This is a genomic window from Kribbella sp. NPDC056861 (assembly GCF_040687575.1).
Classification (GTDB): domain Bacteria; phylum Actinomycetota; class Actinomycetes; order Propionibacteriales; family Kribbellaceae; genus Kribbella.
In genome coordinates this window covers 140,046-164,355 of record NZ_JBFBNQ010000010.1, presented here as the reverse complement: position 1 = coordinate 164,355, position 24,310 = coordinate 140,046, and the positions used below count along the sequence as shown (strand labels likewise).

The following is a 24,310-nucleotide window of genomic DNA, read 5'->3' as shown; positions in this document are numbered from 1 at the left end:
AGCCCGCCCGCCCGCCGGATCGATCATGACGACCAAGGGGAAGGCATCAATGATCACCGTTACCGCCGAACAGCGCGTCCAGCCCGGCAAAGAGGCGAAACTCGACGCCCTGATGGCCGGCCTGATGGACAACATCGCCCAGCACGAACCCGGCTGCACCCGCTTCGACTACGTGGTCGACGGGACCGACCCGACCCGGCGGCTCTGCATCGAGACCTACCGCGACGAGGTCGCCTTCGCCCAGCACGGCGCCAGCCAGTACCTCGCCGACTTCATCCCCGAACTGCTCGACTGCCTGGTCGAGCCACCGACGGTGGTCAAGTTCGGCGACCGGTTCGCGCCGACGGTCGAGCCGAGCTTCTTCCACACCGGCATCGTGGTTCCTGATCTGGACAAGGCGATCGCGTACTACGCGGACACCTTCGACCTGCGGTTCACCGAGCCCGGGGTGTTCAGCATCCCGCGCCTGGAGGACCCCGACCCGCACCCCTTCGAGCTCACCGCTGTGCTGTCGCGGACCGAGCCGCCGTACCTCGAGCTGATCCAGGCGAACGGCGACGGCATCGTCTCCGCGGACAAGTGCGGCCAGATCCTGTACCACGCGTACTGGGAGCCGGACATGGACGCGCGACTCGACTGGCTGCGCACCAGCGGCCCGGGGGTCGACGCGGTCTTCCGGATGGAGGAGGGCTCGACCCCGTTCTCGATGATCACCTCGCCCGATCCGTTCGGCAACCGGATCGAGTACGTCGGCACCGACGCCGTCGACCCGCTCACCGAGTGGGCCCGGACCGGCGTCCTGCCCGGAGGGGTCGGGGCCTGATGACCACACCATTGCCACCGGCAACGATACCGGACCGGGTGGCGAGCCGGCGCCGGCTGATCACCTTCCTGGGCATCTCGGCCGGCAACTTCCTGGTCCTGCTGGACACCTCGATCCTCAACGTCGCCCTGCCCGACGTGCAGCAGGACCTGCACGCCGCCGGCTCATTGCTGCCCTGGGCATCTGTTGCCTACACGGTGGTCTTCGCGGGCGTGCTGCTGGCGTCGGGAGCGGTCTCGGACCGCTTCGGCGCCGGCCGGCTCTACCGCTACTCGCTGATCGCCTTCGCCGTGATCTCGCTGCTCTGTGCGGCGGCGCCGAACATCGGAGCGTTGATCGGTGGCCGCGCGCTGCTGGGGATCGCGGCGGCCGGGATGGTCCCGGCGTCACTGGCGTTGCTGGTCGCGATGTTCCCCGAGCCTGCGGTCCGGGCGAAGATGATCGGCACCTGGGCCGCCGTCACCAGCAGCGGACTGCTCGCCGGTCCGTTGCTCGGCGGTCTGCTGGTGACGCTGGGCGGCTGGCGACTCGTGTTCCTCGTCAACCCGCCCATCGCGGTGCTGTCCCTGGTGCTGGTGCTCGGGGTGGCGAACGTCGTACCGCCGAAGGTCCGGCCGCTGGACCGGCCCGGGGTGACCTTGTCCGTTGTCCTGCTGGGTTGCCTGACCTTCGGGTTGATCGACGGCGGCACCAACGGGTGGGGTCGCCCGGCGCCACTGATCAGTCTCGCGCTGGCCGTCGTGGCGGTCATCGTGCTGGTCCAGGTCGAACGGCGAGCCGAACACCCGGTGCTGCCGCCGGCCCTGTTGGCCCGGGCCCAGGTGCGGCTCGACATCGTCGCGGCGACCGCGGCGACGCTGGTGTTCTACGGAATGCTCTTCATGCTGACCCTCTGGTACCAGCGGGAGCGGGGTTTCAGCGCGCTCGACACCGGTCTGGCCTTCGTGCCGATGACGCTGCCGATGTGCGTGCTGCCGATGGTGACCGGCCGGCTGATCGCGACCTTCGGCGCCCGGCGGCTGATCATCTTCGGGCTCAGCTGTGACGTCCTCGCCGGGCTGCTGCTGACCGGGGTCGGCGTGCACTCCTCGCTGCTCTGGATCGTCGTCGCGGAGATCGCCCTGGTCCTCGCCAGTACGACGGCGATCCCGGCGGCGACGGCCGACATGTCGGTGGCCGCGCCCACGGAGTACGCCGCCTCGGCACAAGGCGCTCTGAACGCCTCCCGGCAGGCCGGTGCCGCCTTGGGGGTGGCGGTCCTCGGCCCACTCACCTCGCTGCGTACGGCGGGCGTGATCCTCGCGGCACTGGCCCTGGTCGCCGTTTCGCTCTCGATCCCCGTCCGACGCCAGCAACAGTCGTGAACCTGGATCTGCTGCGGACGTTCCTCGCCGTTCACCGGGTCGGCTCGCTGACCAGGGCAGCCGCGCACCTCGGGCTGTCCCAGCCGACCGTGACGGTCCAGGTCAGGACCCTGGAGGAGAAGCTCGGGAAGCAGTTGTTCGTCAGACGCGCCGGCGGTGTCACACCGACCGGCGTGGCTGACGAACTGGCCGGTCAGCTGGGACGGCATCTGGACGCGCTCGACGAGGTGGTCGACCGGCTGCTGGTGACCGACTCCGGCAACCAGACGCTCCAGTTCGGCGGGCCACCCGACCTGACCACGGCGAAGGTGATCCCCGCGCTGGCCGGGCTGATCGAGCGCGGGCTGCGGGTACGGACCTCGTTCGGCCCACCGGATCAGCTGATCGAAGGCCTGGTGGCCGGCCGGCACGATCTCGTGGTCTCAACGGCCCGGCCACGGCAGGGCGGGCTCACGGTCGAGCCGTTCTTCGAGGAGGAGTTCGTGCTGGTCGCCGGCGCCTGCTGGGCGGCACAGTTGCCGGACGATGTCACCGCCGAGGGCGGCGCCGCGCTGGACCAACTGCCGTTGGTGTCAATCGGGGAGGGTCTGCCGATCGTCGGGCGGTACTGGACGACCGCCTTCAACCGCCAGCCACGGATGCGGCCGGCCGTCGTCGTACCGGATCTGCATGCGGCCCTGGCGGCGGTGACCGCCGGCGCGGGCGTGAGTGTGTTGCCCACCTACCTGGTGGCGGACGCGATCCGGTCGGAGCAGTTGGTGCGGCTCTACGATCCGGTGATCCCGCCGAGGAACATGCTGTACCTGGTCAACCGGACGGGACCGTGTCAACCACAGGTGAAGGTCGCGTGGCGTCATCTGATGACGGAGGCGAAGTTCTGGTAGGAGTAGCCATCGGGTTGCGGACAACCCGATGGCTACTTGCGGTTCAGCCGCCGAGCAGCTCGAGCGCAGCCTCCGCCACACCCTTGGCGGAGGCCGGGTTCTGTCCGGTGACGAGGCGCTCGCTGACCACGACACAGGGCTCGAAGTTCGGCTTCTTGAGGTGCTTGCCGCCGCGCTCCTCGAGCTTGTCCTGGAGCAGGAACGGGACGACCGCCGTCATCCCGACCGCGTCCTCCTCGTCGTTGGTGAAGCCGGCGAACTCCTTGCCGTCGACCAGGTACCGGCCGTTCGACAGCGTGATGTTCACCAGCCCGGCCGGCCCGTGGCAGACCGCGGCGACCACGCCGCCGGTCTCGTAGATCTCGCGGGCGAGGTCACTGAGGTCGGTCTGGTCCGGGAAGTCCCACATGGTGCCGTGGCCGCCGACGTACAGGACGGCCGCGAAGTCACCGGCCTTCACCTCGGCCGGGGTCGGTGTGGTCTGCAACTTCTGCTGGACGGCGGCGTCGGCGAGGAAGGCGTTCTGGACCTCGTCGGCCGGGTCGTGGCCGATCATCGGCGGCTTGCCACCGGCGATCGAGACGAAGTCGACCTGGTAGCCGGCCGCGGTGAACACCTGCCACGGGTGGGCGGCCTCGGGCAGGTAGTAGCCGGTCGGGCCACCGTGCTCACCGAGGTGGTCCTGGCTGGTCAGCGCGAGCAGCACGCGCTGCGGAAGATTCGGCATTAGTTACTCCTCATAGGCATGGGACAGCTCCCGACGGAGTCTAGGAAATCGTTGTGTTAATCACCAATACAATTCCTGATGGAAAGTCATCGAAAACCTGATCGCCATTATTGTGCGTACATTTCGGGACGTACCAGGCAAATGCAATCCACGACCACTGTGACCTCGCCCACAGATAATCTTCGGGGCACTGAGATATCTGTTGACCCGTCAGGCGGTCTATGGTTTCTTGAGTCGGGCCGAGTCGCAAGGCCCACCACCTCGGGGGAGGGCGCATCTGGACAAAAGCAAACATTTCCAGAAATTTCGAATCACCGTCGAAGCGACGCCGGAGACCACAATTCCGGCGCCCTGCTGCTGCATTCCCACTGCCCTGTGGGGCCGACCATGTGAGGTGTTCGTGACTGCATCATCGAGTATCGAGAGGATCGCGCCGGCGCTCGGCGCCGGACCGGAACCGGTCCGGTTCGAAGCCGGCAAGGAAGACATCCGGGAGCTCAAGCGGCTGGTCCGCCGGGGTGGCCGGCCGCTGAACGAACAGTTCGACGTAGACCTGCACCTGAACGAGATCATCCCCAAGCCCTGGGGGTACGAGTACCGCGCCTACGTCGACGACTTCTTCGACTTCTGGGCGCTGCACATCGACGCACCGCACGGCACGTCGATGCACGTCCACCCGCGCAAGCTGACCTATCTGCTGTGCCTTGGTGGGCAAGGCGTCACGACCGGACTCCGGCAGGAGGTCCCGGTCCGGGCGGGAACGATCATGCGGATCGCCGGCGGCGCCTTCCACGGCACCCGCAACACCGGCGACGAGCCGCTCGAGCTGATCGAGATCGAGGTGCCGCGGAACAAGTTCGACCTGCTCCGGCTGCGCGACGACTACGACCGGACCGGCAAGTCCTACGAGTCCGAGGCGATCGAGCGGCCCGAACACCCGATGCGCCGGGTGCCGCAGCAGGCCAACGCGCACCTGCGGGGCAGTACTCCGGACGGGCGCTTCGGCTTCGAGATCCGGACCGGGATGGATGTGTTCTACCGGCGCCGGCCGGCCGATCTGTTCTACGTGCCGTTGTGCGTGTCCGGCGTGGTGCGGCTGGACGTGGAGATTCTCACCAATACCAGCAGTGAAGTGGTACGTCCGGATGTCGAACTGCCGTACCTGTGCATTTCCCGACTTGCTTGACACCTGTTCACGGAGAGGTTCACACAAATGTCACACAGCGCGGTCATCATTACCGGTCCGGGATTCCAGGACCATGACGTGGTCTACACCTACTACCGGCTGATCGAAGAGGGCTGGGAGGTGGCGGTGGCCACCAAAGAGGGTGATCCGGTGATCGGGAAATACGGCGTTCCGTTACCGATGGACAAGACCGCCAAACCGCTCATCGCGTTCGACGACCTGGCCGACGGCGAATGGGACGCGGTGATTCTCACCGGCGGTCACGAGGCGCCCGACCGGATTCGGCAGGACCATCGGGTGCTCGACTTCGTCGCCGGGATGGACAACGCCGGAAAGGTGGTCGCCGGGCTCTGTCACGGTCCGTGGATCATGGTCAGCGCGGGCGTCCTCAAGGGCCGCACCGCGTGTGCCTACATCGGGCTGCGCGACGACGTGATCAACGCCGGCGCGACCGTCGTGGACAGCGACGTGATCGTCGACGGCAACATCATCACCTGCTCGTACTACGCCTACGTGGGCGCCTTCATGCGGGCCGTCTTCGAGACCGTCGAGAAGCCGGCGGCCTAGCGGTCCGATGCTGATCCTCGACTTCGACGGCGTCATCTGCGACGCGTTGGAGGAGTGCGCGCTGGTCACCTGGTTCGGACTTCGGGACCGGGTCCCGCCAGAGCCCGGTCCGGTCCTGCTGGACCAGGTGCCCGCCGCGTTCGTTCAGCGATTCGCCCATATCCGCAACTACTCGCGGCTGCTCGACCACTTCGCGGTGGCCGGATCGCCGGCCGCGGACGAGGTCCGGACGCAGGCCGACTTCGATCGGCTGTTCGCCTCCCTGGACCAGCGCGCGGTCGCCGAGTTCGTCACTCGCGCGACGGCCGTCCGCAACCGGCTCCGGGAGACCGAGCCCGACTTCTGGCTCGGTCTGCACACCCTGTACGACGGTGTGCCGCAACTGCTCAGGCGGCACGCGGGCAAGGTCGCCGTGGTGACGGCGAAGGACGAACCCTCGGTCTGGGAGATCCTGCGCCGCCATCGGCTGGACCGCACGGTGACGGCCGTCATCGGGGACTGTTCGCGCAAACCGGAGGCCGTCCGCAGACTCGCGCGGCAGGCCGGGGTCGCGCCGGCCGACGTGATCTTCATCGACGACAACCTGACCAACGCGGCGCGGGTTCGTAGTACCGGAGCGCAGGTGTTCTGGGCGCAATGGGGCTATCAGATCCCGGAGCACCGGGCCGAGGCAACGAGACAGGGCATTCGCTCGCTCGAGCTGTCCGAGCTCGGCTCCGTCCAGCTGGCCGCTTCCCAACCATCGAGACTTCGACAGATCGGAACCACTATGACGATGACCAAACCGGAGCTCCTCCGCCGCAACGGCCGGACCCGGACCAGCACGCCCGAACCCGAGCCCGAGACCCCGCTGATCCGCTCGATCGGCGTCCTGGCCTACGACAAGGTGAGCGAGCAGGACTGCCTGACCCCCTTGGAGATCTTCAAGGGCGCGGCGATGGTGGTCAGCGGCGCCATCTCGCCGTGGGAGCGGGAGACCGCCCCGGAGAGCCTCGAAGTACAACTCGTTGCCGTCACCCCGGGCGTCATCACCATGCAGATGGGCACCCAGGTCGTGCCGGACGCCGCCCTGGACGACACCCGCACCTACGACCTGCTCTACGTACCGGGCGGAGTCGGCTCCGGGGAGATGGCCAAGAACGAACGCGTCCTGGAGCTGGTCCGCCGGCACCACGACGAAGGGAAGGTCGTCGCCGCCAACTGCTCGGGAGTCGGGGTGCTGGCCCGGGCCGGCATCCTCGGCGGGAACCCGATCACCTGCGTCGCCGCGGTGGCCCGCGGACTGCGTGGCGAGGGCTACAACGTGCCGACCAGCCGGCGGATGTGGATCGGCAGCCCGGAGGAGCGGATCTGGACGGCCACCGGCTCGTACGGCGTCAACGGGAGCGCGGTCGCGATCGTCGCGCACTACCTCGGCCGGGAGGTCGGCACCATCGTCTCGATGATGTTCGACACCCTGAGCGGCCTCGGTGAGGTCATCTTCGAACCGGTCGGACCGGAGTTCTACGAACACCCCGAGCTGGAGAAGTCGTTCCAGGACCTCTTCGAGGACATGTTGCTGCCCGCCAGCTGAGCAACGCCGTGCCGTGCCTCCCGGCGCGGCACGGCACCACCCTCTTGCCACTCCGACCAGTGAGGTAGCCCGATGTCCCAGTCAGCCTTCTCTCCGACCCAGCGCCAGCCGGCCGCGGCCCGCGACCTGCACTGGATCCGCGGCGCGCTGCAGAGCGCCGTCTCGATCGAACACGCGACGATGCCGCTGTACTCCGCGGCGATGTACTCACTCGAGGTGCAGAACTATCCGGCGTACAACACGCTGCGGTCGGTGCTGATGGAGGAGATGCTCCACATGGCCGCGGCCTGCAACGCACTGGCCGCCATCGGCGGGTCGCCGCGGATCAGGCAGCTCGACCCGACCGCCATCCATACCGGCTTGGCCGGCACGGTCGCGCCGGGGCTGACCGCGAGGTTCGCGCGGTTGTCCCGCAAACAGCTCGACACCTTCATGCGGATCGAGTCGCCGGTGGAGCTGCTGCCGGCCGACCAGCAGGCTCTCAGGTATCCGACGATCGGCAGCTTCTACACCGAGATCAAGGCGGCGATCGAGGCGAACGTGGATCTCGTCGCCGGCGCGATCCGCGGTGGGCGGGTCGCCAACCAGGTCGGCGGGAACCTCGGCTATGCCGTGATCGACCCCAAGGGCAGCGACCCGGTCGGCCAGATCCTCGCCAGTCTCGACCTGATCATGGACCAGGGCGAGGGATTCGGCGCCAGCACGCTGTCGTCCGGAGCCGGTTCGCAGGACGAGCTGTCGCACTACGCGCGGTTCGCCGAGCTGAGGTTCGGCCGGACGTACTCCGGTCCCGACGACCCGGAGCTCGACACCATCACGGCGGAAGGGCAACGCCGCTACTTCCGGGGTGCCAAGATCGCCTGGCCGACGGTCATCAACTCCCTCGCCGTACCGGCCGACGGCTATGCCGCGATCCTGCGGCTCGACCCGAACGGTGTCGACGTACTACGTGAGCTGCGGGCCTTCGACGCGGCGTACACCCGGATGCTGGCCGCCCTCGACGACGCCTGGAACGGTCCGGCTGACCAGTCGTGGCCGAGTCTCGGCCGGGCGGTCTTCGAGATGAACGAGCTGCGGGTGATCTCCTGCTTCAACATCCTCCGGCAGCAGGTGCCGCCCGCGGTGGTGGCGAAGCTCGATGAGCTGTATCCGCTGGAGGCGGCTGAACTGCGGTCCCTGTCTGACTTCTCGGAACCCCTGTACTACGGACCGCGGTTCCTCAACACCAGCCTGAACCGGGGCCGGTGAGCGATGGGGCAGCGAGCGCTCTTCGTTCTCACCAGCCACGGAGAACTCGGGGACACCGGCCGGCCGACGGGCTTTCATCTCGGTGAGACCTCGCTGCCTTGGCAGGAGCTGACGGCGGCCGGCCATCGGATCGACCTGGCCTCGGTCGAGGGCGGCCGGCCACCGATGGTCGGCCACGATCCGGAACAGCCTTCGGAGGTTGCGTTCCTGGCCGATCCGCTGGTCCAGGTTGCCCTCGGCACCACGATCCCGGCCGATGAAGTTGATCCAGGCAACTATCGCCTGGTGTACTTCGTCGGCGGTCACGGCGGGATGTGGGACTTCCACGGCAATTCGGTGCTGCACACGATCGCCAGGTCGGTCTACGAGGCCGGGGGAGTGGTCGCGGCGATCTGCCACGGGCCCGCCGTACTGGTTGATCTCGAGCTGAGCGACGGCAGCCGACTGGTTACCGGCAAGTGGGTCACCTCGTTCCCGGAGGTCGACGAGGCAGCGCGGGGGCTGGATATCGTGGTGCCGTTCAGTCTGCAGGGTGCGCTGGAGGACAGCGGTGCCTTCTACAGCTCAGGGCCGGACAAGACGGCACACGTCGTCACCGACGGCCGGCTGATCACCGGCCAGAACCCAGCCTCGGCCGCCAAGCTGGCGAGATGCCTGGTGGACGTCTGGAACCGATGATGTCAATCGAGCAGCGGACCCGCCCAGCGCCAGTCGCGCTGTGCTCCCGGGTCCAGATACTCGACCCGCTGCACGTCCTCGTCGTGGTCGCCGTCCCTCGCCCAGGCGAGCGCTGCGGCGTGGTCGTCGAAGTCGCCCTCTTCGACGACGTTGCCCATGGCGTCCAAAAACCGGTAGGAGGTCATGTCCCGGATTCTCCTCTCCGCGCGCAGTGGGTCAAGATGGTTCGTGACCTACGACCCGAGTGACACCTTCGTGCACGTGCGGGGCGCCAGCGAGCACAACCTGCGCGACGTCGACGTCGACATCCCCCGCGATGCCATGGTCGCCTTCACCGGCGTCTCCGGATCCGGCAAGTCGTCGCTCGCGTTCGGCACCCTGTACGCCGAGGCGCAACGCCGGTACTTCGAGTCGGTCGCGCCGTACGCCCGTCGGCTGCTACAACAGGTGGGTGCGCCACACGTGCAGGAGATCACCGGACTCCCGCCGGCCGTCGCCCTCCAGCAGCGGCGTGGTGCGCCGAGCTCCCGGTCGACGGTCGGCACGATCACGACGCTGTCCAACCTGCTACGGATGCTCTACTCACGATCGGGGACCTACCCGCCTGGTGCCGCGCACCTGGCCGCCGAGGCCTTCTCGCCGAACACCGCCGCCGGCGCCTGCCCGCGCTGCCATGGGCTGGGCGTCGTACACGACGTGGCCGAGGACCTCCTCGTCCCGGACCCGTCGCTGAGCATCCGCGAGGGTGCGATCGCGGCCTGGCCCGGCGCGTGGCAGGGCGCCAACCTCCGCAGCATCGTGAGTGGTCTCGACATCGATATCGACAAGCCGTGGAGCAGGCTCAGGAAGAAGGACCGGAACTGGCTGCTCTACACCGACGAGCAGCCGTCGGTACTGATCAAGCCACAGCGTGACCGGGTCGACCACAGCTACTACGGGAAGTTCTGGGGCGCCCGCAAGCACGTCATGCACGTGCTCGCGGACTCCACCAGCGAGCGGATGCGCGAACGGGCGCTGCGGTTCGTGCGGAGCGTGCCCTGTCCTGAGTGTCAGGGCAGCGGACTGCGGCCAGAGGCACTCGCGGTCACCGTGGCCGGCTGCTCGATCGCCGAGGTCAACGCGATGTCGTTCGCCGAAGTGGTCACCGTACTGCGGCCCGTCGCCGAGCTGCCCGAGGAGACCAACGAGGTGGCGGTGCGGATCTGCGCCGACCTGGTCGCGCGCGTCGAGGTACTGCTCGACCTCGGCCTGGGCTACCTCAGCCTAGGGCGCTCCTCGACGACGCTGTCGCCCGGCGAGGCCCAGCGCCTGCGCATCGCGACCCAACTGCGGTCCGGCCTGTTCGGGGTCGTGTACGTGCTGGACGAGCCCTCGGCCGGACTGCATCCCGCCGATGCCGAGCCGCTGCTGGACGTGCTGGCCCGGCTCAAGGCGTCGGGCAACTCGCTCTTCGTGGTCGAGCACGACATGGACGTCGTACGACGTGCCGACTGGGTCATCGACATCGGGCCGGGCGCGGGGGAGGGCGGTGGCCGGGTGCTCTACAGCGGGCCGGTGGCCGGCCTGGAGGACGTCGAGGAGTCGGCCACGAGCAAGTACCTGTTCGGGCGCGCCGAGACCCTCGACCACACCCCACGGGCCCCGCACGGCTACCTGCACCTGCGCGGCGTCTCCCGCCACAACCTCACCGACGTCTCGGTCGACATCCCGCTCTGCGTGCTGACTGCGGTCACCGGCGTCTCGGGGTCGGGAAAGTCGACGCTGGTCACGCAGGTGCTCGCCGAGCTGGTACGCCGCCACCTGGGCCTGGCGCCCGATGACCCCGAACAGGCCGACCTCGAGATCGACGTGGAGGACGCGTCGGGACTCGAGTCGTTCGACCGTCTCGTCGTGGTCGACCAGCGCCCGATCGGGCGTACGCCGCGGTCGAACCTGGCGACGTACACGGGAATGTTCGACGCGGTGCGCAAGCTGTTCGCGGCGACGGACGAGGCGAAGGCCCGCGGCTACGGCGGCGGCCGGTTCTCGTTCAACGTCGCCGAAGGCCGGTGCGAGACCTGTCAGGGCGAGGGATTCGTGGCCGTCGAGCTGATGTTCCTGCCGGGGACCTATGCGGCGTGCCCGACCTGTCATGGCTCTCGCTACAACGCCGAGACGCTGGAGGTCACCTACGAGGGCAAGACCGTCGCCGACGTGCTGGCGATGACCGTCGACGTCGCGGCGAAATTCCTCGCGGACGTCCCCGCGGCCTCCCGGAGCCTCGAGACGCTGCGCGAAGTGGGCCTGGGGTACCTGCGGCTGGGCCAACCCGCGACGGAGCTCAGCGGCGGTGAGGCGCAGCGCATCAAGCTGGCCACCGAGCTGCAGCGCGCTCGCCGCGGGCACGCGCTGTACCTGCTCGACGAGCCGACGGCAGGCCTCCACCCTGCCGACATCGCCCTGCTGCTGCGGCAACTGCACCTACTCGTCGAGGCAGGCAACACCGTCGTCCTCGTCGAGCACGACCTCGACACGATCGCCACCGCCGACTGGGTCATCGACCTCGGTCCGGGCGGTGGCGACGCGGGCGGAAGGGTGGTCGCCACCGGCACCCCCGCCGACGTCGCCGCGACGGAGGGCAGTGCGACCGCGCCGTACCTCGCACGCCGGCTGGCCCATCAACCACCTGCAGTGTTCGGCGGTTGATGCTGTGGTGACCGGTCAGCCGGATTTGTCCTCGTGCCGCGTGGCGGGGTGTTAAAAGTCGCGAGAGCGGGCACCGTGGACGCGCGACGTCAGGACCGTGCGATCACGGTCCGCCGGGTACGGCGCGCGAGTACCGGCCGAGGACGGATGTGAGGCAGTGGCGTCGCTGCGGGTACGCCAGATCCTGCTCGAGGTACTGGCTGCCGACCAGCCGGATCCTGTCGGTCTCGACGGTGACACGGTCTGGCGCAGGTTGTGCATGTCGGCGACCAGGTCGGTGCCGGTCAGCGGAGCAGGTGTAGCGCTGATGACTCCGCGGGGCCACGGCGGAACGCTTGCTTCCACCGAGGGGCCGGCGGAGGTGATGGAGAACCTGCAGCAGACGCTCGGGGAAGGCCCGTGTCTGACCGCCTTCCACGACCGGCGTCCGGTGCTGGAACACGACCTTGCCCGGGCGACGGCTCGCTGGCCCGGGTTCGCGCCCGAGGCAGCCGGAGCCGGAATCGCAGCGGTCTTCGCGTTCCCTTTGCAGGTCGGTGCCATCCGGCTCGGCGTCATGGATCTGTACCGCGACACTCCTGGCCCGCTGGACAGCCTGCAGTTGGCCGAAGCGCTCGACTACGCGGCCGCCGCGACGACGATTCTGCTGGATTTGCAGTACGACGCTGCGCCGGGCGGACTGCACCCTCACCTGGCCGACGCCGCCGATTCTCACCGGTCGATCCATCAGGCTACTGGCGTCGTCTCCGTGCAGGCCTCGGTGAGCATCAACGAGGCGCTGCTGCTCCTGCGGGCCCGCGCCTACGCCGAGGAACGTCCGCTGGTGCAGCTTTCCGAAGACGTGGTCGCCCGGCGGGTGACCTTCCATCCCGAGGACGACCATCATGAATGAGCCCACCCGACGCACATGTCATCTCCTGGTCCGGAAAGGCGGCACCGAATGAGCAGGGAACAGCGCCTCGCGCAGGTGTTCGTCGAACTGGCGGACACCCTCGTCGACGACTTCGACGTCATCGACCTGCTGCACACCTTGTGTGAGCGCAGCGTCGAGCTGCTGCAGGCCGACGCGGCCGGCCTGATCCTGGCCGACCAGCGCAGCGTGCTGCACGTGATGGCGTCCACCAGCGAAGAGGCCAAGCTGCTGGAGCTGTTCGTGCTGCAGAACGACGAAGGCCCGTGCCTGGACTGCTACTCCACCGGCGAGCAGATGGCGAACATCGACCTCGACGAGGTGAAGGAACGCTGGCCCCGGTTCCGCGCCGCGACCCTCGCGGTCGGCTACCGCTCGACCCATGCGCTGCCGCTGCGGCTGCGTGGCCAGATCATCGGCGTACTGAACCTGTTCTGCGTCGAGCGGTCCACCCTCAGCGCCGCCGACGTCGATCTCGGCCAGGCGCTGTGCGACATCGCCACCGTCGGGTTGCTGCAGGAACGCACCGTACGCCGCGGCGAGGTGCTGGCCGAGCAGCTCCAGTCCGCACTGAACAGCCGCATCATGCTCGAACAGGCCAAGGGCGTCCTGTCCGAACGGGCCGGCATCGGTGTCGACGATGCTTTCGCGCTGATGCGAGCCCATGCCCGTCGCAACCACCTTCAGCTCGGCGCCGTCGCCGTCGCGATCATCGACGGCACGATCACGGCTGCCGAACTCGGTGCCGCCGGCAACTGATCGGCGTACGGCGACCCGGCCGCGTCCGGTGCGTGCTACCTGGGTCTGGGGCAGCAACGCAGCGGCTGTGCAGAGAGCGCTTACTGCGCCCTGGTCGACAGCAGGGGGAGACCCGTGCCGTTGTCCAGCGGGTTGCCCGGGTAGTTGTAGAACTTGCCCGGCTTGCTGCCCTTCTTGCCGAACCCGACCCCGACTGCCTCCAGGGCACGCAAGGCGTCGCCACCGGTTTGGTAGAGGAACGATTCGAACCCTCTGTCGTTCGGAGCATTGACGACGGTCGCGCCGAGTTTGCTCTGCGCGTCGCGGGCAAGGGCCCGGTGGACGGCTTCGGTTCCCAGCGCCTCCGCGCACAACCGGGCACCGAAGGCGTCACCGCTGCGGGCGAACGAGGTGACGCCGACGAGGTACGCGCTGATCTCGATGTCCTCGTCCTGCTCGATCGACTTGAACAGTCCGGCGCCGCCCTTGCCGAAGAGCTCCTCCGGAATCCAGATCCGCTTGGAGATCGGCTCGGCGCCGACCCGCTCCAGCCCACGGAGGTGGTAGTACTCCGAGGTGTTGGCGGACTTCAGTACCGGCAGGAACTTCGCCGAAGGAGTTCCTGGCGCACGACGAACGGCCTCACTCACGAACGTCACGCCGAACACCTCGAAGGTGGCCAGCACCGACTTGATCCGGTGAACCGAATCAGCCCGGCTGGACTTGCTGTCCGAGCCGTTGGTAGCGGCAACTGCCGGGGTGACCGCGGAGGCCAGCAACGCGCCGCCGCCGATCACGGCCAAGGCTTTGCCGGCCCGATCCAGCAGCGCACGACGAGTGGCGCTGTGCGGGACCGCCGCGTCGAACGCCTCCTCCACCGCGACGTAGTCCTTCTGGGTCACCGGTCTGACTTCATTGGAATCCGACATCGTGTTCTCCTCGTGTTGGCCACGGCTGGTTGGCCTTGGGTACCTGACTCACAGTAGGTAGCCGAGTGATCAACCAACAGTGGCGAATACGACGTCTTCGACATCGTTCCCGACATCCAGCTGTCGGACTCGACGCTGTCCGCGCCGAGCCCGAATCAACCTGTTGTCACGCCGTACGAACGCGGAAGATCGCGACCCGGGCCGAGTGGTCGTCGACGCTCATCGGGACGAGTTTGGTGTTGAGCAGCTGGATCTGGACCGAGCCGTTGCCGGGCAGCCAGTCGACCCGGTCGATGCCGTTCGGGAACGCCTTGCCCTCGTTGGGCTGGCCGGTGGCGGCGTCGAAGTTGGGGTTGTTGGTGTCGGCGGTCCAGAACACCGCGGTGCCGCGGTTGTGGTAGTTCATCACCCGCTGGCGGTGGATGGTCTTGTGCTGGTCCCAGTACACCCGGTTGGCGGCGCTCTGCTCGCCGTTGTAGGCGCCGGCCAGGTAGTGGGTGTTGAGGATCGCGAACTTCAGCGTCGGGTTCGCGTTGTGCTGGATGGTGACCTCGTTGATCCAGCGCGGCGGCGAGACGTTCGGTACGACGCCGTGCACGAAGGTGTTGACCGCGTTCACCACGACCCACGGCGCCGGCACCGAGATCGGTACCCGGTAGGACTGGCCGTCGTTGAGGAACGCGTTGTTGTAGGCGCCGCCGAAGTGCTGGTTGATCATGGCCGGCTCGCCGGTGTCGCCCTCGTTGATCTCCTGCCAGCCGACCAGCGGCCGCTCCGAGTCGGAGTTGTTGCGGACATCGCGGATCGCGGCTTCGCGGTTACCGAGGTTGCGCCGGCCGATGTTCGCCGTGACCACCGGGAGCCGGACCCAGGCGCCGGCAGCGGCGGCGGATCCGGCGGCCGCCGTACCGATCGCTGCCGCTCCGGCCAGCCCGCCACCGAGCGCGAGTGCCTGTCGTCTGCTGAACGTCTTCGTCATGAGGTGCCTCCACAAGAGTCCGGCCGGGGAGGGCCGGAGGGCGTGTGTACGGCATGACAACTTATGCGCTCGTGGTGCCAGGACCCCGAACTCGATCGAAATCGATCGATCACCCACGGTGACCAGACTCGCCGTACTCCGCGCGGAGTACGGCGAAGTGTCTGCCATGGCCAGACGTTTCAACCCCGCCGCCTTGACAGCGTGATCGCATGACATCTCAACTCCGGGCGCCCGACCACGCCGGTGCCGACAGCAGACTGAAAAGATCGCGAACCAGGACCGTGCTGCCGTGGTTCATGGTGGCTGTGTGGACCGGGCTGCTGGTGGCCGGCTTCTCACTCGCCGGAAAACTCGACTCGGTGACCCGCGACGGCCAGGCCGACTACCTGCCGGCCAGCGCCCAGTCGACCAAGGTGCTCGAAGCCGAAGCCAAGCTGCCCGGCGGCGAGGAAGGCTTGCTCGTGGTCGTGTACGAGAGACCTGACGGTCTCCAACCGGGCGATCGGGAGGCGGTCGTACGCGGCCATGCTGAGCTGGCGAAGCGATTCGGCAACGACATCGACGTACCGCCCGAGATCATCGACTCCGCCGACGGCACAGCGCTGATGTACGCGCTGCCGCTCGACCGGGAGGCGATCGCGGAGGAGGCCGGCGCCACCGCGGAGGCGCGTGCCCTGCTCACCGACCGGCCGAACGGGCTGAAGGCCTATGTCACCGGTCCGACCGCGCTGGGTGCGGACATGGACGAGGTCTTCGACGCCGTCGACGCGACGTTGATGCTCGCCACTGCCGTTGTGGTGGCGATCCTGCTGATCCTGACGTACCGCAGTCCGCTGCTGTGGCTGGTTCCGCTCACGGCGGTCGGCGTCGCGGCGATCATGTCGATGGGTGTTGTCTACGCACTCAGCCAGATCTTCGACTTCACCGTGACGAGCATGAGCTCGGCGCTGCTGATCGTCCTGGTCTTCGGCGCGGGCACCGACTACGCCTTGCTGCTCGTGTCGCGCTACCGCGAGGAGCTGTACCGGCACGAGCGGCCGATCGACGCGATGCTGGCGGCGCTGCGCGGGGCCGGCCCGGCGATCCTCGCTTCGGCAGCGACAGTGGTGGCCGGGCTGTTGTGCCTGTTGGCCGCGGATCTCAACAGCACCAGCGGTCTTGGTCCGGTGGGTGCTGCAGGCATCGGGTCCACGTTGCTCGTCATGTTGACGCTTTTCCCTGCCCTGTTGGTGGTCCTCGGGCGACGGGTCTTCTGGCCGTTCGTGCCGCGACTCGGGGCCGAGGCACACGCAGCTGGTACTCGGTGGGCTCGGCTCGGCGAACTGGTTGCGCGCCGCCGCGTCGTCAGCTGGGCGGTGCCACTGATGATCCTGGGCGGTCTCGCGCTTGGCGCAATGGGAGCCAGCGGCTCGCTTCCGCAGCTGGACCAGTTCGCGCGATCGACGCCGGAGTCGGTGGCCGGGGCGAAGCTGATCGAGGCGCGGTACCCCGACCAGAGCGGTCAGCCGCTCACCGTGATGAGTCGGCCGGACCAGAGCCGCGAGGTCCTGGCTGCCGTCAAGACCACACCGGGGGTCGCCGAAGCCGAGATCGGCCGGACCAGTGCCGACTGGGTGGAGATCTCCGCGATCCCGGTCGACCCGCCGGAAAGCGCGGGGGAAACGGCAACGATCAAGCGGCTGCGGGAGAAAGTGAACCAGGTGGCCGGCGAGGCCGTGCTGGTCGGTGGGCCGAGTGCCGAACGGCTGGACGAGGCCGAGACCAACAAGAGCGACCGTAATCTGGTGATGCCGCTGATCCTGCTGGTGGTGCTCACCATTCTCGGGCTGCTGCTGCGGGCGATCGTGGCTCCGCTGGTCCTGGTCGCCACCGTTGTGGTGTCGTTCTTCGGGGCCCTCGGGTTGTGCAATCTGGTGTTCGACCATGTGCTCGGTTTCGCCGGGTTGGAGTCGTCGGTGCCCTTGATCGGATTCCTTTTCCTGGTCGCGCTCGGGGTCGACTACAACATCTTCCTGATGACCCGGGTCCGTGAGGAGGCCGCCCGGCACGGCACTGTCGAGGGCACCAAGCGTGGCCTCGCGGTGACCGGTGGCGTGATCACCTCGGCCGGCGTCGTGCTGGCGGCGACGTTCGCGGTGCTCGCCACATTGCCGCTCGTGATGCTCGTCGAGGTGGGGATACTGGTTGCCGTCGGCGTGCTCATCGACACCTTGCTGGTGCGGTCGATCGTGGTTCCCGCACTGACGATGTCGCTGGGTTCGCGGATCTGGTGGCCCGGCAAGCTCCGGCGGATGGGACAGGACCGTGTCGATGACACTGTGTGAACGATGAGGGCGCTCCGTCCGTCAGCCGCCGACTGGCTGCTGACGGCCGCGGCGTTCGTGCTCGGCGTCGTCGTCGCGCTCACGCTGCAGGCCGTCGACTTCGAGGGCGAGCGAAGCGTGGACCTGTGGGCGATCGCGCTCCTGGGCGCGATGTCGGCGCCGTTGCCGGCCCGTCGGCACCGGCCGATTCTGGTCGTCCTCGCGGTCCTCGCGGTGTCGACGCCGTACCACGTCCTCGACTATCCCCATGAGGCCACGATGCCGGCCTCGCTGGTGGCGGCGTTCGCGGCGGCGCGTTACAGCGCACCGCCGCGGCGGGCCGCCGCTGTCCTGCTGGCAGTGGCCGCAGTGACCGTGCCGGTCCTCGCCGACGAGGCGTCGGGGGGACCTGGCGATGCACTTCTCGGCGTCGGCTGGCTGTTGATGGCCTTCTTCGCCGGGCTGGCGGTCCGCTTCCATGAGAACTGGAAGGCCGCCGTCACCGCACGGGTCGAGCAGGAGCGTGCCGACGAGGTCGAGCGGCGGGTCGCCGAGGAGCGGGTGCTGATCGCGGCCGAGCTGCACGACGTCTTGGCGCATGGCCTCGCGGTCGCCAACGTCCAGGCATCTGTCGCTGCGCACCTGATCGACCAGCTGCCGAGTCGCGGGGACGTGTCGCTGCAGGAGCTCTCGAGCACGCTGCACAACCTGTCGGACACGAGCCGGGCCACACTCCGTGAGCTGCGTGCCGTTCTGGACGTGCTGCATGGTGGCGATGCCGAGCCGACCGAGCCGGCGCCGCACATCGGCGAGCTGCAACGTCTGGTGGAGCTGGCCGAGGCGGCCGACGTCCGGGTCGACGTGGAAGCCGACGGGCTGCCGGACGAGCTACCGTCGACGGTGTCCGTGGTGGCCTATCGGATCATTCAGGAGTCGCTCACCAATGTCATTCGGCACTCGACGGCCAAGCACGCGACCGTCCGGCTCGACCAGGAAGGCCACCGGCTGCGGATCGCGGTCATCGACCACGGGCCCGCGCGAGTGAGTTCGACCGTGGCACCGGCCGGTTTCGGGATCGCCGGGATGACAGGGCGAGCACAGGCCGTCGGCGGCGAACTGTCCGCCGGCCCGGGGAGTTCCGGAGGATTCGAAGTACGGGCCAGCCTGCCGCTGCCGGAGAGCTGGCGGGTGCCGTCGTGATCCGGGTCCTGCTCGCCGACGACCAGACCCTGGTGCGCGGCGCGTTCGCGCTGCTGGTCAACTCCGCTGACGACATGGAGGTCGTCGGAGAGGCCGGTACCGGCGACGAAGCGGTGACGTTGACCCGGGACCTGCACCCCGACGTCGTCCTGATGGACATCAGGATGCCGAGCACCGACGGCATCGAGGCGACCCGGCAGATCGTCGCTGACGATGGATCGAGCCGCAGCAAAGTGCTGATCCTGACCACGTTCGAGACAGACACCAACGTCCTGCGTGGCCTTCGCGCGGGGGCGTGTGGATTCCTGCCCAAGGACACCCGCCCGGACACGCTGCTGGACGCCATCCGCACCGTCGCGGCGGGGGAGGCGCTGCTGTCGCCGGGCGCGACCAGAGCGGTCATCACCCGGGCGCTGAGTCGCCCGGACGCCCCTACCCCTGAGCGGCTCGCCAGCCTGACAGCACGCGAACGCGAGGTGCTCCAACTGGTCGCCGCGGGCCGCAGCAACCAGGAGATCGCAGCCGAGCTGGTCGTCAGCCCGTTGACCGCCAAGACTCACGTGGCCCGCATCCTGGCGAAGCTGGGCGCTCGTGACCGGGTCCAGCTCGTGATCGCCGCCTACGAAGCCGGCCTGCTCTAGTTGCCATGTGCATCGGCCTGCGAAGCCCCGCGGTTGATCCTGGGGCATGGCATGGTGTTCGCGGTCAGGACAAATGGTCCAACCCAGTCCGAAGGAACACTATGAGACTTCCGGAGAACACCTCGATCATCCTGACCGCCTGCTCGGTCAGCGGCGCCAAGGGAACGCCGTACAGCTGCGGCTCGAAGATCATCAAGGGCAACTGACCGCACCGCGGCCGCCGTACGACGAAAGCCTGCGTCGTACGGCGGTGAGCGCGACCGGCGGACGTCAACCGCGGAGTTGTTCGTTCATGATCAGGAACGCGCCGAGGCCGTGGAAATCGTTGGTGGCTCGGGTCCGGTCGACGTAGAACTGGTAGTCGCCGACGTTGGTCCCGACGCTGATGTCCTTGAGGTTGGTCCGGCCGTCGCCGCCGAGCGAGATCTTGGCCAGTACGCCGCGGTAGCCGCGATCCGCGACCGCCTGGTACGACGCGTCGACGTACCCGTGCTGCACCGCGCGGGAGATGACGAAGGTGTACATCGACGAGCAGGAGGTCTCGGTCCAGTTGCCGGCCTGGCTGCCTTTGTCGACGACCTGGAACCAGCGCCCGGTCGCCGGGTCCTGGTAGTTCGCGTACGCGGCCACGAGCTTGCGCAGTACTTCGATCAGTTCGGCGCGGCGCGGCTGGTTGGCTGGGACCGCTGCGAGGACGTCGATGACCGCCATCCCGTACCAGCCCTCGGCGCGGCACCAGACCTCCGGTGAGAGCCCGGTGGTCGGATCCGCCCAGGTTTGGGCGCGGGCTTCGTCGTACGCGTGCCGTAGCAGTCCGTTCGGGCGCTGCAGGTGGCTCGCATAGGTCAGCAGTTGGGCGACGGTCTCCTTACTGGTGTACGTCGAATCGCCGAACTCGCGCCCGTACTCGGCGAGGAACGGGTCGACCATGAACACCCCGTCACCCCAGAGTTGGTGCTGGCGGTAGTTGGCGTGCCAGAAACCGCCGTCGGCTGTCCGCGAGTAGGTGTTGAGCCGCGTGCGGATCTTGGTCGCGGCGACCTTGTAGCGGTTGTCGCCGGTCTCGTGGTGCAGTACGACGAGCAGCCGGCCGGAGAGCATGCTGTCGAGGTCGTTGAAGCTGTTGTTGATGTTCCCGGACGAGTCCACGAACCTGTCGACCCACGACTTGAGGTACGCGAGGTACTTCGGGTCGTGCGTGCGTTGGTAGACCAGATACTGCCCGTAGAGATACAGCCCGACCGGGTACGACCAGCCGCCGATGGTCGTCGGCTGGTAGCGGGCCATGGTGGAGTTGACCATCGCCACGGACCAGTCCGGCGTACCCGTGACGACGTCGAGGTAGTCCAGGTTCGGGGCGCCGTTGGCGGTGGTCGCCGTCACGCGGATCGTGTTGGTGCCCGCCTTGAGGTTCGCTGTGGTCACGACCGTCCGCCATTGCGTCCAGCCGCCGGTGGACGGAGCCGCGACGTTCTCGGTGATCAGGGTTCCGTTGGCGGTGATGTTCACCGCCCGGTTGGCCGTTGTGCCGTTGGCGTGGCCGAAGGACAGGGTGGCCGGCCCGGCCTGGGTGCGATTGACGGTCCATTGCACGTAGCTGCCGACCTTGTTCGGCGTGTTGACGAAGCCGGTGCCCGAGAAGCCGGTGTGGTCGGTGTCGATCGTGCTGCCGCTGGACAGGGTGGCCGACTCGGCCTCGAGCCGGGTGGCCGCGGCGGCGTCCACCTCGGCCTCGGCTTCGGCCGGCTGGGATGCGATCAGGGTGCTGGTCAGTACGGCTAGTGAAAGAGGTGCTATCAGGGCGCGGCGCAGCGATCGTGCAGGCATCTCGAGCTCCAAAACCGGGGGGCGGTGACCGACGCCTCGACTGTGATCGGAGCATCACGCTGTGTCAATAAGCTAATAGGTATTAGCTATGACGGATCAGCAGTTCGGTACGCCAGGAAGCTGCGCCGCGGGATGGTCGATGAAGATGTTCGAGATGTAGCCCTGCTGGTCACGCAGTCTCGACCACCAGTTGTTGGTGTGTCCTTCGGCCGTCACCGTGTCGCCCTGCTTCTGGCACTGGACGAACACCTGGGTCGGTCCGGTCAGCGTGGTGACGATCGGTGCGTTGAGGCGGGCGTCGGTACGCACCCTGACGCCGGAGCCGTAGGTGCTGAAGTTGTACGGGCCCGGCTGGGTGCCACCCATCAGAGCGGCGACGTCCGACCGCATCGAGTCGAGGTTGACGGCGTACGGATCGATCTTGCCGGTGGTGCTGGTTTCGCGATGTCCCCTGGCGTAGCTCGAGTCGCGCCCGAGCCGGGTCAGGACGGCGGCAGTGGCCTTGAGCGACGCGGTGTACTGCGCCGGGCTCATCGTCTGGTTGACGCCGTTGTAGTCGATCTCCCAGCCGATCAGCATCGTGTTGCCGTCGCCGGCCGGGATCGGGCCACTCACGCGGGCGGCGCCGGCGTGGTTGCAGCGCCCGGCCGAGATGACGTGGAAGACGCCGTTGTAGTCCACCAGCGCCTGGGCCAGTGGTCCTTGGAGGTCCGAGCGGCCGTTGATGACGACGTTCAGGGCCGGATGGGGGTTGGCGGCGCTGGAGGTGGAGGCCGCGGTGTGGTGCCACAGCACGCCGATCGGGTTGAAGGAGCCGGAGACGGCGCGGCCGAGCCAGTTGCCTTCCTCAACTACCTGTACGCCGGCCGCGCGGAGTACGTCCGCGAGCCAGGGAATGGTCGCCATCAGGACGCCTGGAACAGGTCAGCGGCGCATTCGATGACCTTGAGTCGGGGAGCGGCGGCTGCAGCCGGGCGGGTGGTCAGCGCCGCGGCAGTGACCACGGCGGGAACGCCGATGATCAGGCGGCGGCGAATTGGGCGGGCGGGGCGGCGAGCGTGCATCGGAACCTCCGGGGCGGATGCGCAAACGGGGCGGAAATCGATTTCTTGACCGAGTGTCGAGTGGCTTCCGCTCGCTGTCAACCGGTGTCGGCACGTTTCGACCAGGACGAAATCGCTGGCCGGCACCGCGCGTCGCCGGCGATCGGGTGCAGAATGGATCGACGCTTGATAAATCGATTTCCCGGGCGACGCCCATGGTCCGGCGGTGCAGTCCGAGCAGACTGTGGGTGAAGCCTGCTGAGGAGGACGGATGCTGTTCCGCGTGCTCGGACCACTGGCGATCGAAGGTGCCGAGCTGACAGCCGGCAAGCCTCGTCGGTTGCTGGTGGTGCTGCTGCGAGAGGCGAACACCTGGGTCGCGGTCGATCGGCTGGTGCACGAGGTGTGGGGCGACACGCCACCCTCGTCGGCCGAGGGAAATCTGAAGACCTACGTGAGCAGGCTGCGGGGGTTGTCGCCCGAGTTCACCATCGAGCGGTTGGCCGGTCAGTACCGCTTGACCGTCTCGCCGTCACAGCTGGACAGCCTGGTCTTTGCGGAGGCGGTGAAGTCCGGTGAGTTGAAGGGGGCGGAGGAATGGGAGCGGGTGCTCGGGCTGTGGCGCGGGCGGCCGTTCGCGACGCTGGACTGTGACGAGGTCGGTCCCGAAGAGGCCCGGCTGGTCGAGTTGCGGTTGGCGGCTCGTTCGTCGTACGCCGAGGTCCTGGTCCGGACCGGTCGGTTGGCAGAAGCGATCGCGGTACTGCGGGAGCTGACAGCCGAGGATCCGCTCTGCGAGTCGAGTTGGCTCGGACTGGTCGCGGCGTACGCGGAGGCCGGCCGGCGCTCCGACGCGCTGGCCGCGTTCCAGCAGGCCCGGCGCGCCATGATCGAGCATCTCGGAGTGGAGCCGGGATCGGCCCTTCAGCAGCTTCACGCGGCGCTGCTGCGAGACCCCGCGCTGCAGGAATCGCCTGCGGCGCACCAAACTCGTCGCCGTGATCGCCGTCCGTTGATCGCCTTGACGGCCGTGGTGGCGCTGATCGGCGTCTTCGTCGCCTTCACCGTACTGCGCCGGCCGGACGACTCGCCGCCTCGCGCGGCCGCGGGGCAGGGCGATTTCCTCTTCGGCATCGGCGATCAGGCGACCATCGCCCGGACCAGCAAACTCGCCCACCAGGCCCCGATCAGCATGCTCACCACCTGGTACCACGGCGCCAAGTCCCTGCCGGCCCTCGAGGGCTGGTCGGAACCGGTAGTCCAGAAGTCGTACGCCGACGGCTATGCCCTGCAGCTCATCGTCGGTGACTGGGACCCTCCGATCCCGGTCAGCACCAAGTACGGCGCGGGCTGCGGCAAGGCGTACCCGTTGTCGCCGGAGTTTCTCACCGACATGCGAACGCTGGCCAGAGTGTTTGCTGGAAGCAACCAGTCTCCCGCGCTCTACGTCACGCTGTTCAGCGGTGTCGACACCTACGGCTGCACGCCGGGGGACTACGGCGACGGCAATGCGGACACGAACTACTACCGGGCGCTGAAGGACCGGTACCGGGAGGTCCGGGAGATCTTCCGCAGCACCGCGCCGAACGCCCGGGTGGGCATCGCCTGGCACAGCTGGCCGATGACCACTCCGGACGGCGTGACGATGGTGAAGAAGTTCGCCGACGTGCTGAGCACCTCGGACTATCAGGCCGTCATCAGCTGGGAGCCCGACGAGAACGTCACGTACCTCAAGGCCGCCGTCAGGACGCTGTCTCCGTACGGGCCGGTGATGGTCGCGCAGTACGGCTCGGACGACATCCCGACCTCGGTGATGACCTCGGACCTCAACGCACTGCTGGCCCCGGCAGCTCTGTCCTCCCTCCGAGCGCAGGGCCTGTTCGCCTGGAACTTCGACACCGAACAGTTGCTCGAGCGGACACCGGGCGCCTACCCGACCGTTCTGGCGGCGGTCCGTCAGTCGTCCAGTTAGCTCGCTTGTACCTGCTGTGGACGGCCGCTGTAC

General features: G+C 68.1%; 21 protein-coding genes. 15 read left to right on the top strand and 6 right to left on the bottom strand.

What is annotated here, in order from left to right; genetic code table 11:
* The first annotated feature begins 25 nt into the window (after positions 1–25).
* Genes AB0P21_RS39715 through AB0P21_RS39705 form a run of 3 tightly spaced genes read left to right on the top strand, consistent with a single transcriptional unit; the run spans position 26 to position 3,071 of the window.
* On the top strand, positions 26–823 hold the full coding sequence (locus tag AB0P21_RS39715) for a VOC family protein (RefSeq protein ID WP_363704418.1): 798 nt from the start codon (positions 26–28) through the stop codon (positions 821–823).
* A complete protein-coding gene (locus tag AB0P21_RS39710) occupies positions 823–2,187 on the top strand; it encodes an MFS transporter (protein WP_363704416.1) in 1,365 nt (454 codons plus the stop codon). The genes AB0P21_RS39715 and AB0P21_RS39710 overlap by 1 nt, the downstream gene beginning before the upstream one ends.
* Positions 2,184–3,071, top strand: coding sequence for a LysR family transcriptional regulator (locus tag AB0P21_RS39705; protein ID WP_363704414.1), 888 nt, complete (start codon positions 2,184–2,186; stop codon positions 3,069–3,071). The genes AB0P21_RS39710 and AB0P21_RS39705 overlap by 4 nt, the downstream gene beginning before the upstream one ends.
* A 43-nt stretch (positions 3,072–3,114) precedes the next feature.
* Here the strand turns inward: AB0P21_RS39705 and AB0P21_RS39700 are convergent, their stop codons facing one another.
* Positions 3,115–3,798, bottom strand: coding sequence for a type 1 glutamine amidotransferase domain-containing protein (locus tag AB0P21_RS39700; protein ID WP_363704412.1), 684 nt, complete (start codon positions 3,796–3,798; stop codon positions 3,115–3,117).
* Between the two features lie 400 nt (positions 3,799–4,198).
* On the opposite strand from AB0P21_RS39700, the gene AB0P21_RS39695 reads away from it, so the two are divergent.
* From AB0P21_RS39695 to AB0P21_RS39675, 5 genes are all read left to right on the top strand, one after another.
* The gene (locus AB0P21_RS39695; RefSeq protein WP_363704410.1) at positions 4,199–4,984 is read left to right on the top strand and encodes a cupin domain-containing protein; all 786 of its coding nucleotides are present in this window, start codon (positions 4,199–4,201) and stop codon (positions 4,982–4,984) included.
* A 27-nt stretch (positions 4,985–5,011) separates the two neighbouring features.
* Entirely contained in the window at positions 5,012–5,551 is a 540-nt protein-coding gene (locus AB0P21_RS39690) for a type 1 glutamine amidotransferase domain-containing protein (protein ID WP_363704408.1), read from the top strand.
* A 7-nt stretch (positions 5,552–5,558) separates the two neighbouring features.
* Positions 5,559–7,124, top strand: a complete 1,566-nt coding sequence (locus AB0P21_RS39685; protein ID WP_363704406.1) for a DJ-1/PfpI family protein — start codon at positions 5,559–5,561, stop codon at positions 7,122–7,124.
* A gap of 72 nt (positions 7,125–7,196) precedes the next feature.
* Positions 7,197–8,372, top strand: coding sequence for a ferritin-like domain-containing protein (locus tag AB0P21_RS39680; protein WP_363704404.1), 1,176 nt, complete (start codon positions 7,197–7,199; stop codon positions 8,370–8,372).
* A 3-nt stretch (positions 8,373–8,375) separates the two neighbouring features.
* The gene (locus AB0P21_RS39675; RefSeq protein ID WP_363704402.1) at positions 8,376–9,050 is read left to right on the top strand and encodes a type 1 glutamine amidotransferase domain-containing protein; all 675 of its coding nucleotides are present in this window, start codon (positions 8,376–8,378) and stop codon (positions 9,048–9,050) included.
* 2 nt (positions 9,051–9,052) lie between these two features.
* Here AB0P21_RS39675 and AB0P21_RS39670 read toward each other — a convergent pair whose 3' ends face one another.
* Positions 9,053–9,235, bottom strand: a complete 183-nt coding sequence (locus AB0P21_RS39670; RefSeq protein WP_363704400.1) for a hypothetical protein — start codon at positions 9,233–9,235, stop codon at positions 9,053–9,055.
* On the opposite strand from AB0P21_RS39670, the gene uvrA reads away from it, so the two are divergent.
* The 3 genes from uvrA (at position 9,234) to AB0P21_RS39655 (ending at position 13,404) form a co-directional block, all read left to right on the top strand.
* Positions 9,234–11,735: an excinuclease ABC subunit UvrA gene (uvrA, locus tag AB0P21_RS39665; protein WP_363704398.1), complete on the top strand. Its 2,502-nt coding sequence runs from the start codon at positions 9,234–9,236 to the stop codon at positions 11,733–11,735. The two genes, AB0P21_RS39670 and uvrA, sit on opposite strands and share 2 nt — an antisense overlap.
* A 97-nt stretch (positions 11,736–11,832) precedes the next feature.
* Positions 11,833–12,627, top strand: a complete 795-nt coding sequence (locus tag AB0P21_RS39660) for a GAF and ANTAR domain-containing protein (protein WP_363704396.1) — start codon at positions 11,833–11,835, stop codon at positions 12,625–12,627.
* A 48-nt stretch (positions 12,628–12,675) separates the two neighbouring features.
* Complete coding sequence (locus AB0P21_RS39655; protein ID WP_363704394.1) at positions 12,676–13,404, top strand: GAF and ANTAR domain-containing protein; 729 nt, start codon at positions 12,676–12,678, stop codon at positions 13,402–13,404.
* 80 nt (positions 13,405–13,484) lie between these two features.
* Here AB0P21_RS39655 and AB0P21_RS39650 read toward each other — a convergent pair whose 3' ends face one another.
* Complete coding sequence (locus AB0P21_RS39650) at positions 13,485–14,312, bottom strand: hypothetical protein (protein WP_363704392.1); 828 nt, start codon at positions 14,310–14,312, stop codon at positions 13,485–13,487.
* 166 nt (positions 14,313–14,478) lie between these two features.
* Positions 14,479–15,291, bottom strand: a complete 813-nt coding sequence (locus tag AB0P21_RS39645; RefSeq protein WP_363704390.1) for a hypothetical protein — start codon at positions 15,289–15,291, stop codon at positions 14,479–14,481.
* 209 nt (positions 15,292–15,500) lie between these two features.
* Here AB0P21_RS39645 and AB0P21_RS39640 point away from each other — a divergent pair, with 209 nt between their 5' ends.
* The 3 genes from AB0P21_RS39640 to AB0P21_RS39630 are packed head-to-tail and all read left to right on the top strand — an operon-like array spanning position 15,501 to position 19,435.
* Positions 15,501–17,615: an MMPL family transporter gene (locus tag AB0P21_RS39640; RefSeq protein WP_363704388.1), complete on the top strand. Its 2,115-nt coding sequence runs from the start codon at positions 15,501–15,503 to the stop codon at positions 17,613–17,615.
* 3 nt (positions 17,616–17,618) lie between these two features.
* Complete coding sequence (locus AB0P21_RS39635) at positions 17,619–18,794, top strand: histidine kinase (protein WP_363704386.1); 1,176 nt, start codon at positions 17,619–17,621, stop codon at positions 18,792–18,794.
* Positions 18,791–19,435: a response regulator transcription factor gene (locus tag AB0P21_RS39630; protein ID WP_363704384.1), complete on the top strand. Its 645-nt coding sequence runs from the start codon at positions 18,791–18,793 to the stop codon at positions 19,433–19,435. The genes AB0P21_RS39635 and AB0P21_RS39630 overlap by 4 nt, the downstream gene beginning before the upstream one ends.
* 270 nt (positions 19,436–19,705) lie before the next feature.
* On the opposite strand, the gene AB0P21_RS39625 is transcribed toward AB0P21_RS39630, so the two are convergent.
* Together AB0P21_RS39625 and AB0P21_RS39620 are read right to left on the bottom strand one after the other, a co-directional pair.
* Positions 19,706–21,262 (bottom strand): glycoside hydrolase family 88 protein, encoded by a 1,557-nt coding sequence (locus AB0P21_RS39625; RefSeq protein ID WP_363704382.1) that lies wholly within the window; start codon positions 21,260–21,262, stop codon positions 19,706–19,708.
* A gap of 96 nt (positions 21,263–21,358) precedes the next feature.
* Positions 21,359–22,168 (bottom strand): amidase, encoded by an 810-nt coding sequence (locus tag AB0P21_RS39620; RefSeq protein WP_363704380.1) that lies wholly within the window; start codon positions 22,166–22,168, stop codon positions 21,359–21,361.
* A 408-nt stretch (positions 22,169–22,576) separates the two neighbouring features.
* Here AB0P21_RS39620 and AB0P21_RS39615 point away from each other — a divergent pair, with 408 nt between their 5' ends.
* Positions 22,577–24,277 (top strand): BTAD domain-containing putative transcriptional regulator, encoded by a 1,701-nt coding sequence (locus AB0P21_RS39615; RefSeq protein ID WP_363704378.1) that lies wholly within the window; start codon positions 22,577–22,579, stop codon positions 24,275–24,277.
* The last annotated feature ends 33 nt before the right edge of the window (positions 24,278–24,310 follow it).

Coding starts and splice junctions, on each gene's coding strand:
- AB0P21_RS39715 (WP_363704418.1), top strand. CDS start 26: ATGACGACCAAGGGGAAGGCATCAATGATCACCGTTACCGCCGAACAG.
- AB0P21_RS39710 (WP_363704416.1), top strand. CDS start 823: ATGACCACACCATTGCCACCGGCAACGATACCGGACCGGGTGGCGAGC.
- AB0P21_RS39700 (WP_363704412.1), bottom strand. CDS start 3,798: ATGCCGAATCTTCCGCAGCGCGTGCTGCTCGCGCTGACCAGCCAGGAC.
- AB0P21_RS39690 (WP_363704408.1), top strand. CDS start 5,012: ATGTCACACAGCGCGGTCATCATTACCGGTCCGGGATTCCAGGACCAT.
- AB0P21_RS39685 (WP_363704406.1), top strand. CDS start 5,559: ATGCTGATCCTCGACTTCGACGGCGTCATCTGCGACGCGTTGGAGGAG.
- AB0P21_RS39680 (WP_363704404.1), top strand. CDS start 7,197: ATGTCCCAGTCAGCCTTCTCTCCGACCCAGCGCCAGCCGGCCGCGGCC.
- AB0P21_RS39675 (WP_363704402.1), top strand. CDS start 8,376: ATGGGGCAGCGAGCGCTCTTCGTTCTCACCAGCCACGGAGAACTCGGG.
- uvrA (WP_363704398.1), top strand. CDS start 9,234: ATGTCCCGGATTCTCCTCTCCGCGCGCAGTGGGTCAAGATGGTTCGTG.
- AB0P21_RS39670 (WP_363704400.1), bottom strand. CDS start 9,235: ATGACCTCCTACCGGTTTTTGGACGCCATGGGCAACGTCGTCGAAGAG.
- AB0P21_RS39655 (WP_363704394.1), top strand. CDS start 12,676: ATGAGCAGGGAACAGCGCCTCGCGCAGGTGTTCGTCGAACTGGCGGAC.
- AB0P21_RS39650 (WP_363704392.1), bottom strand. CDS start 14,312: ATGTCGGATTCCAATGAAGTCAGACCGGTGACCCAGAAGGACTACGTC.
- AB0P21_RS39645 (WP_363704390.1), bottom strand. CDS start 15,291: ATGACGAAGACGTTCAGCAGACGACAGGCACTCGCGCTCGGTGGCGGG.
- AB0P21_RS39640 (WP_363704388.1), top strand. CDS start 15,501: ATGACATCTCAACTCCGGGCGCCCGACCACGCCGGTGCCGACAGCAGA.
- AB0P21_RS39635 (WP_363704386.1), top strand. CDS start 17,619: ATGAGGGCGCTCCGTCCGTCAGCCGCCGACTGGCTGCTGACGGCCGCG.
- AB0P21_RS39625 (WP_363704382.1), bottom strand. CDS start 21,262: ATGCCTGCACGATCGCTGCGCCGCGCCCTGATAGCACCTCTTTCACTA.
- AB0P21_RS39620 (WP_363704380.1), bottom strand. CDS start 22,168: ATGGCGACCATTCCCTGGCTCGCGGACGTACTCCGCGCGGCCGGCGTA.
- AB0P21_RS39615 (WP_363704378.1), top strand. CDS start 22,577: ATGCTGTTCCGCGTGCTCGGACCACTGGCGATCGAAGGTGCCGAGCTG.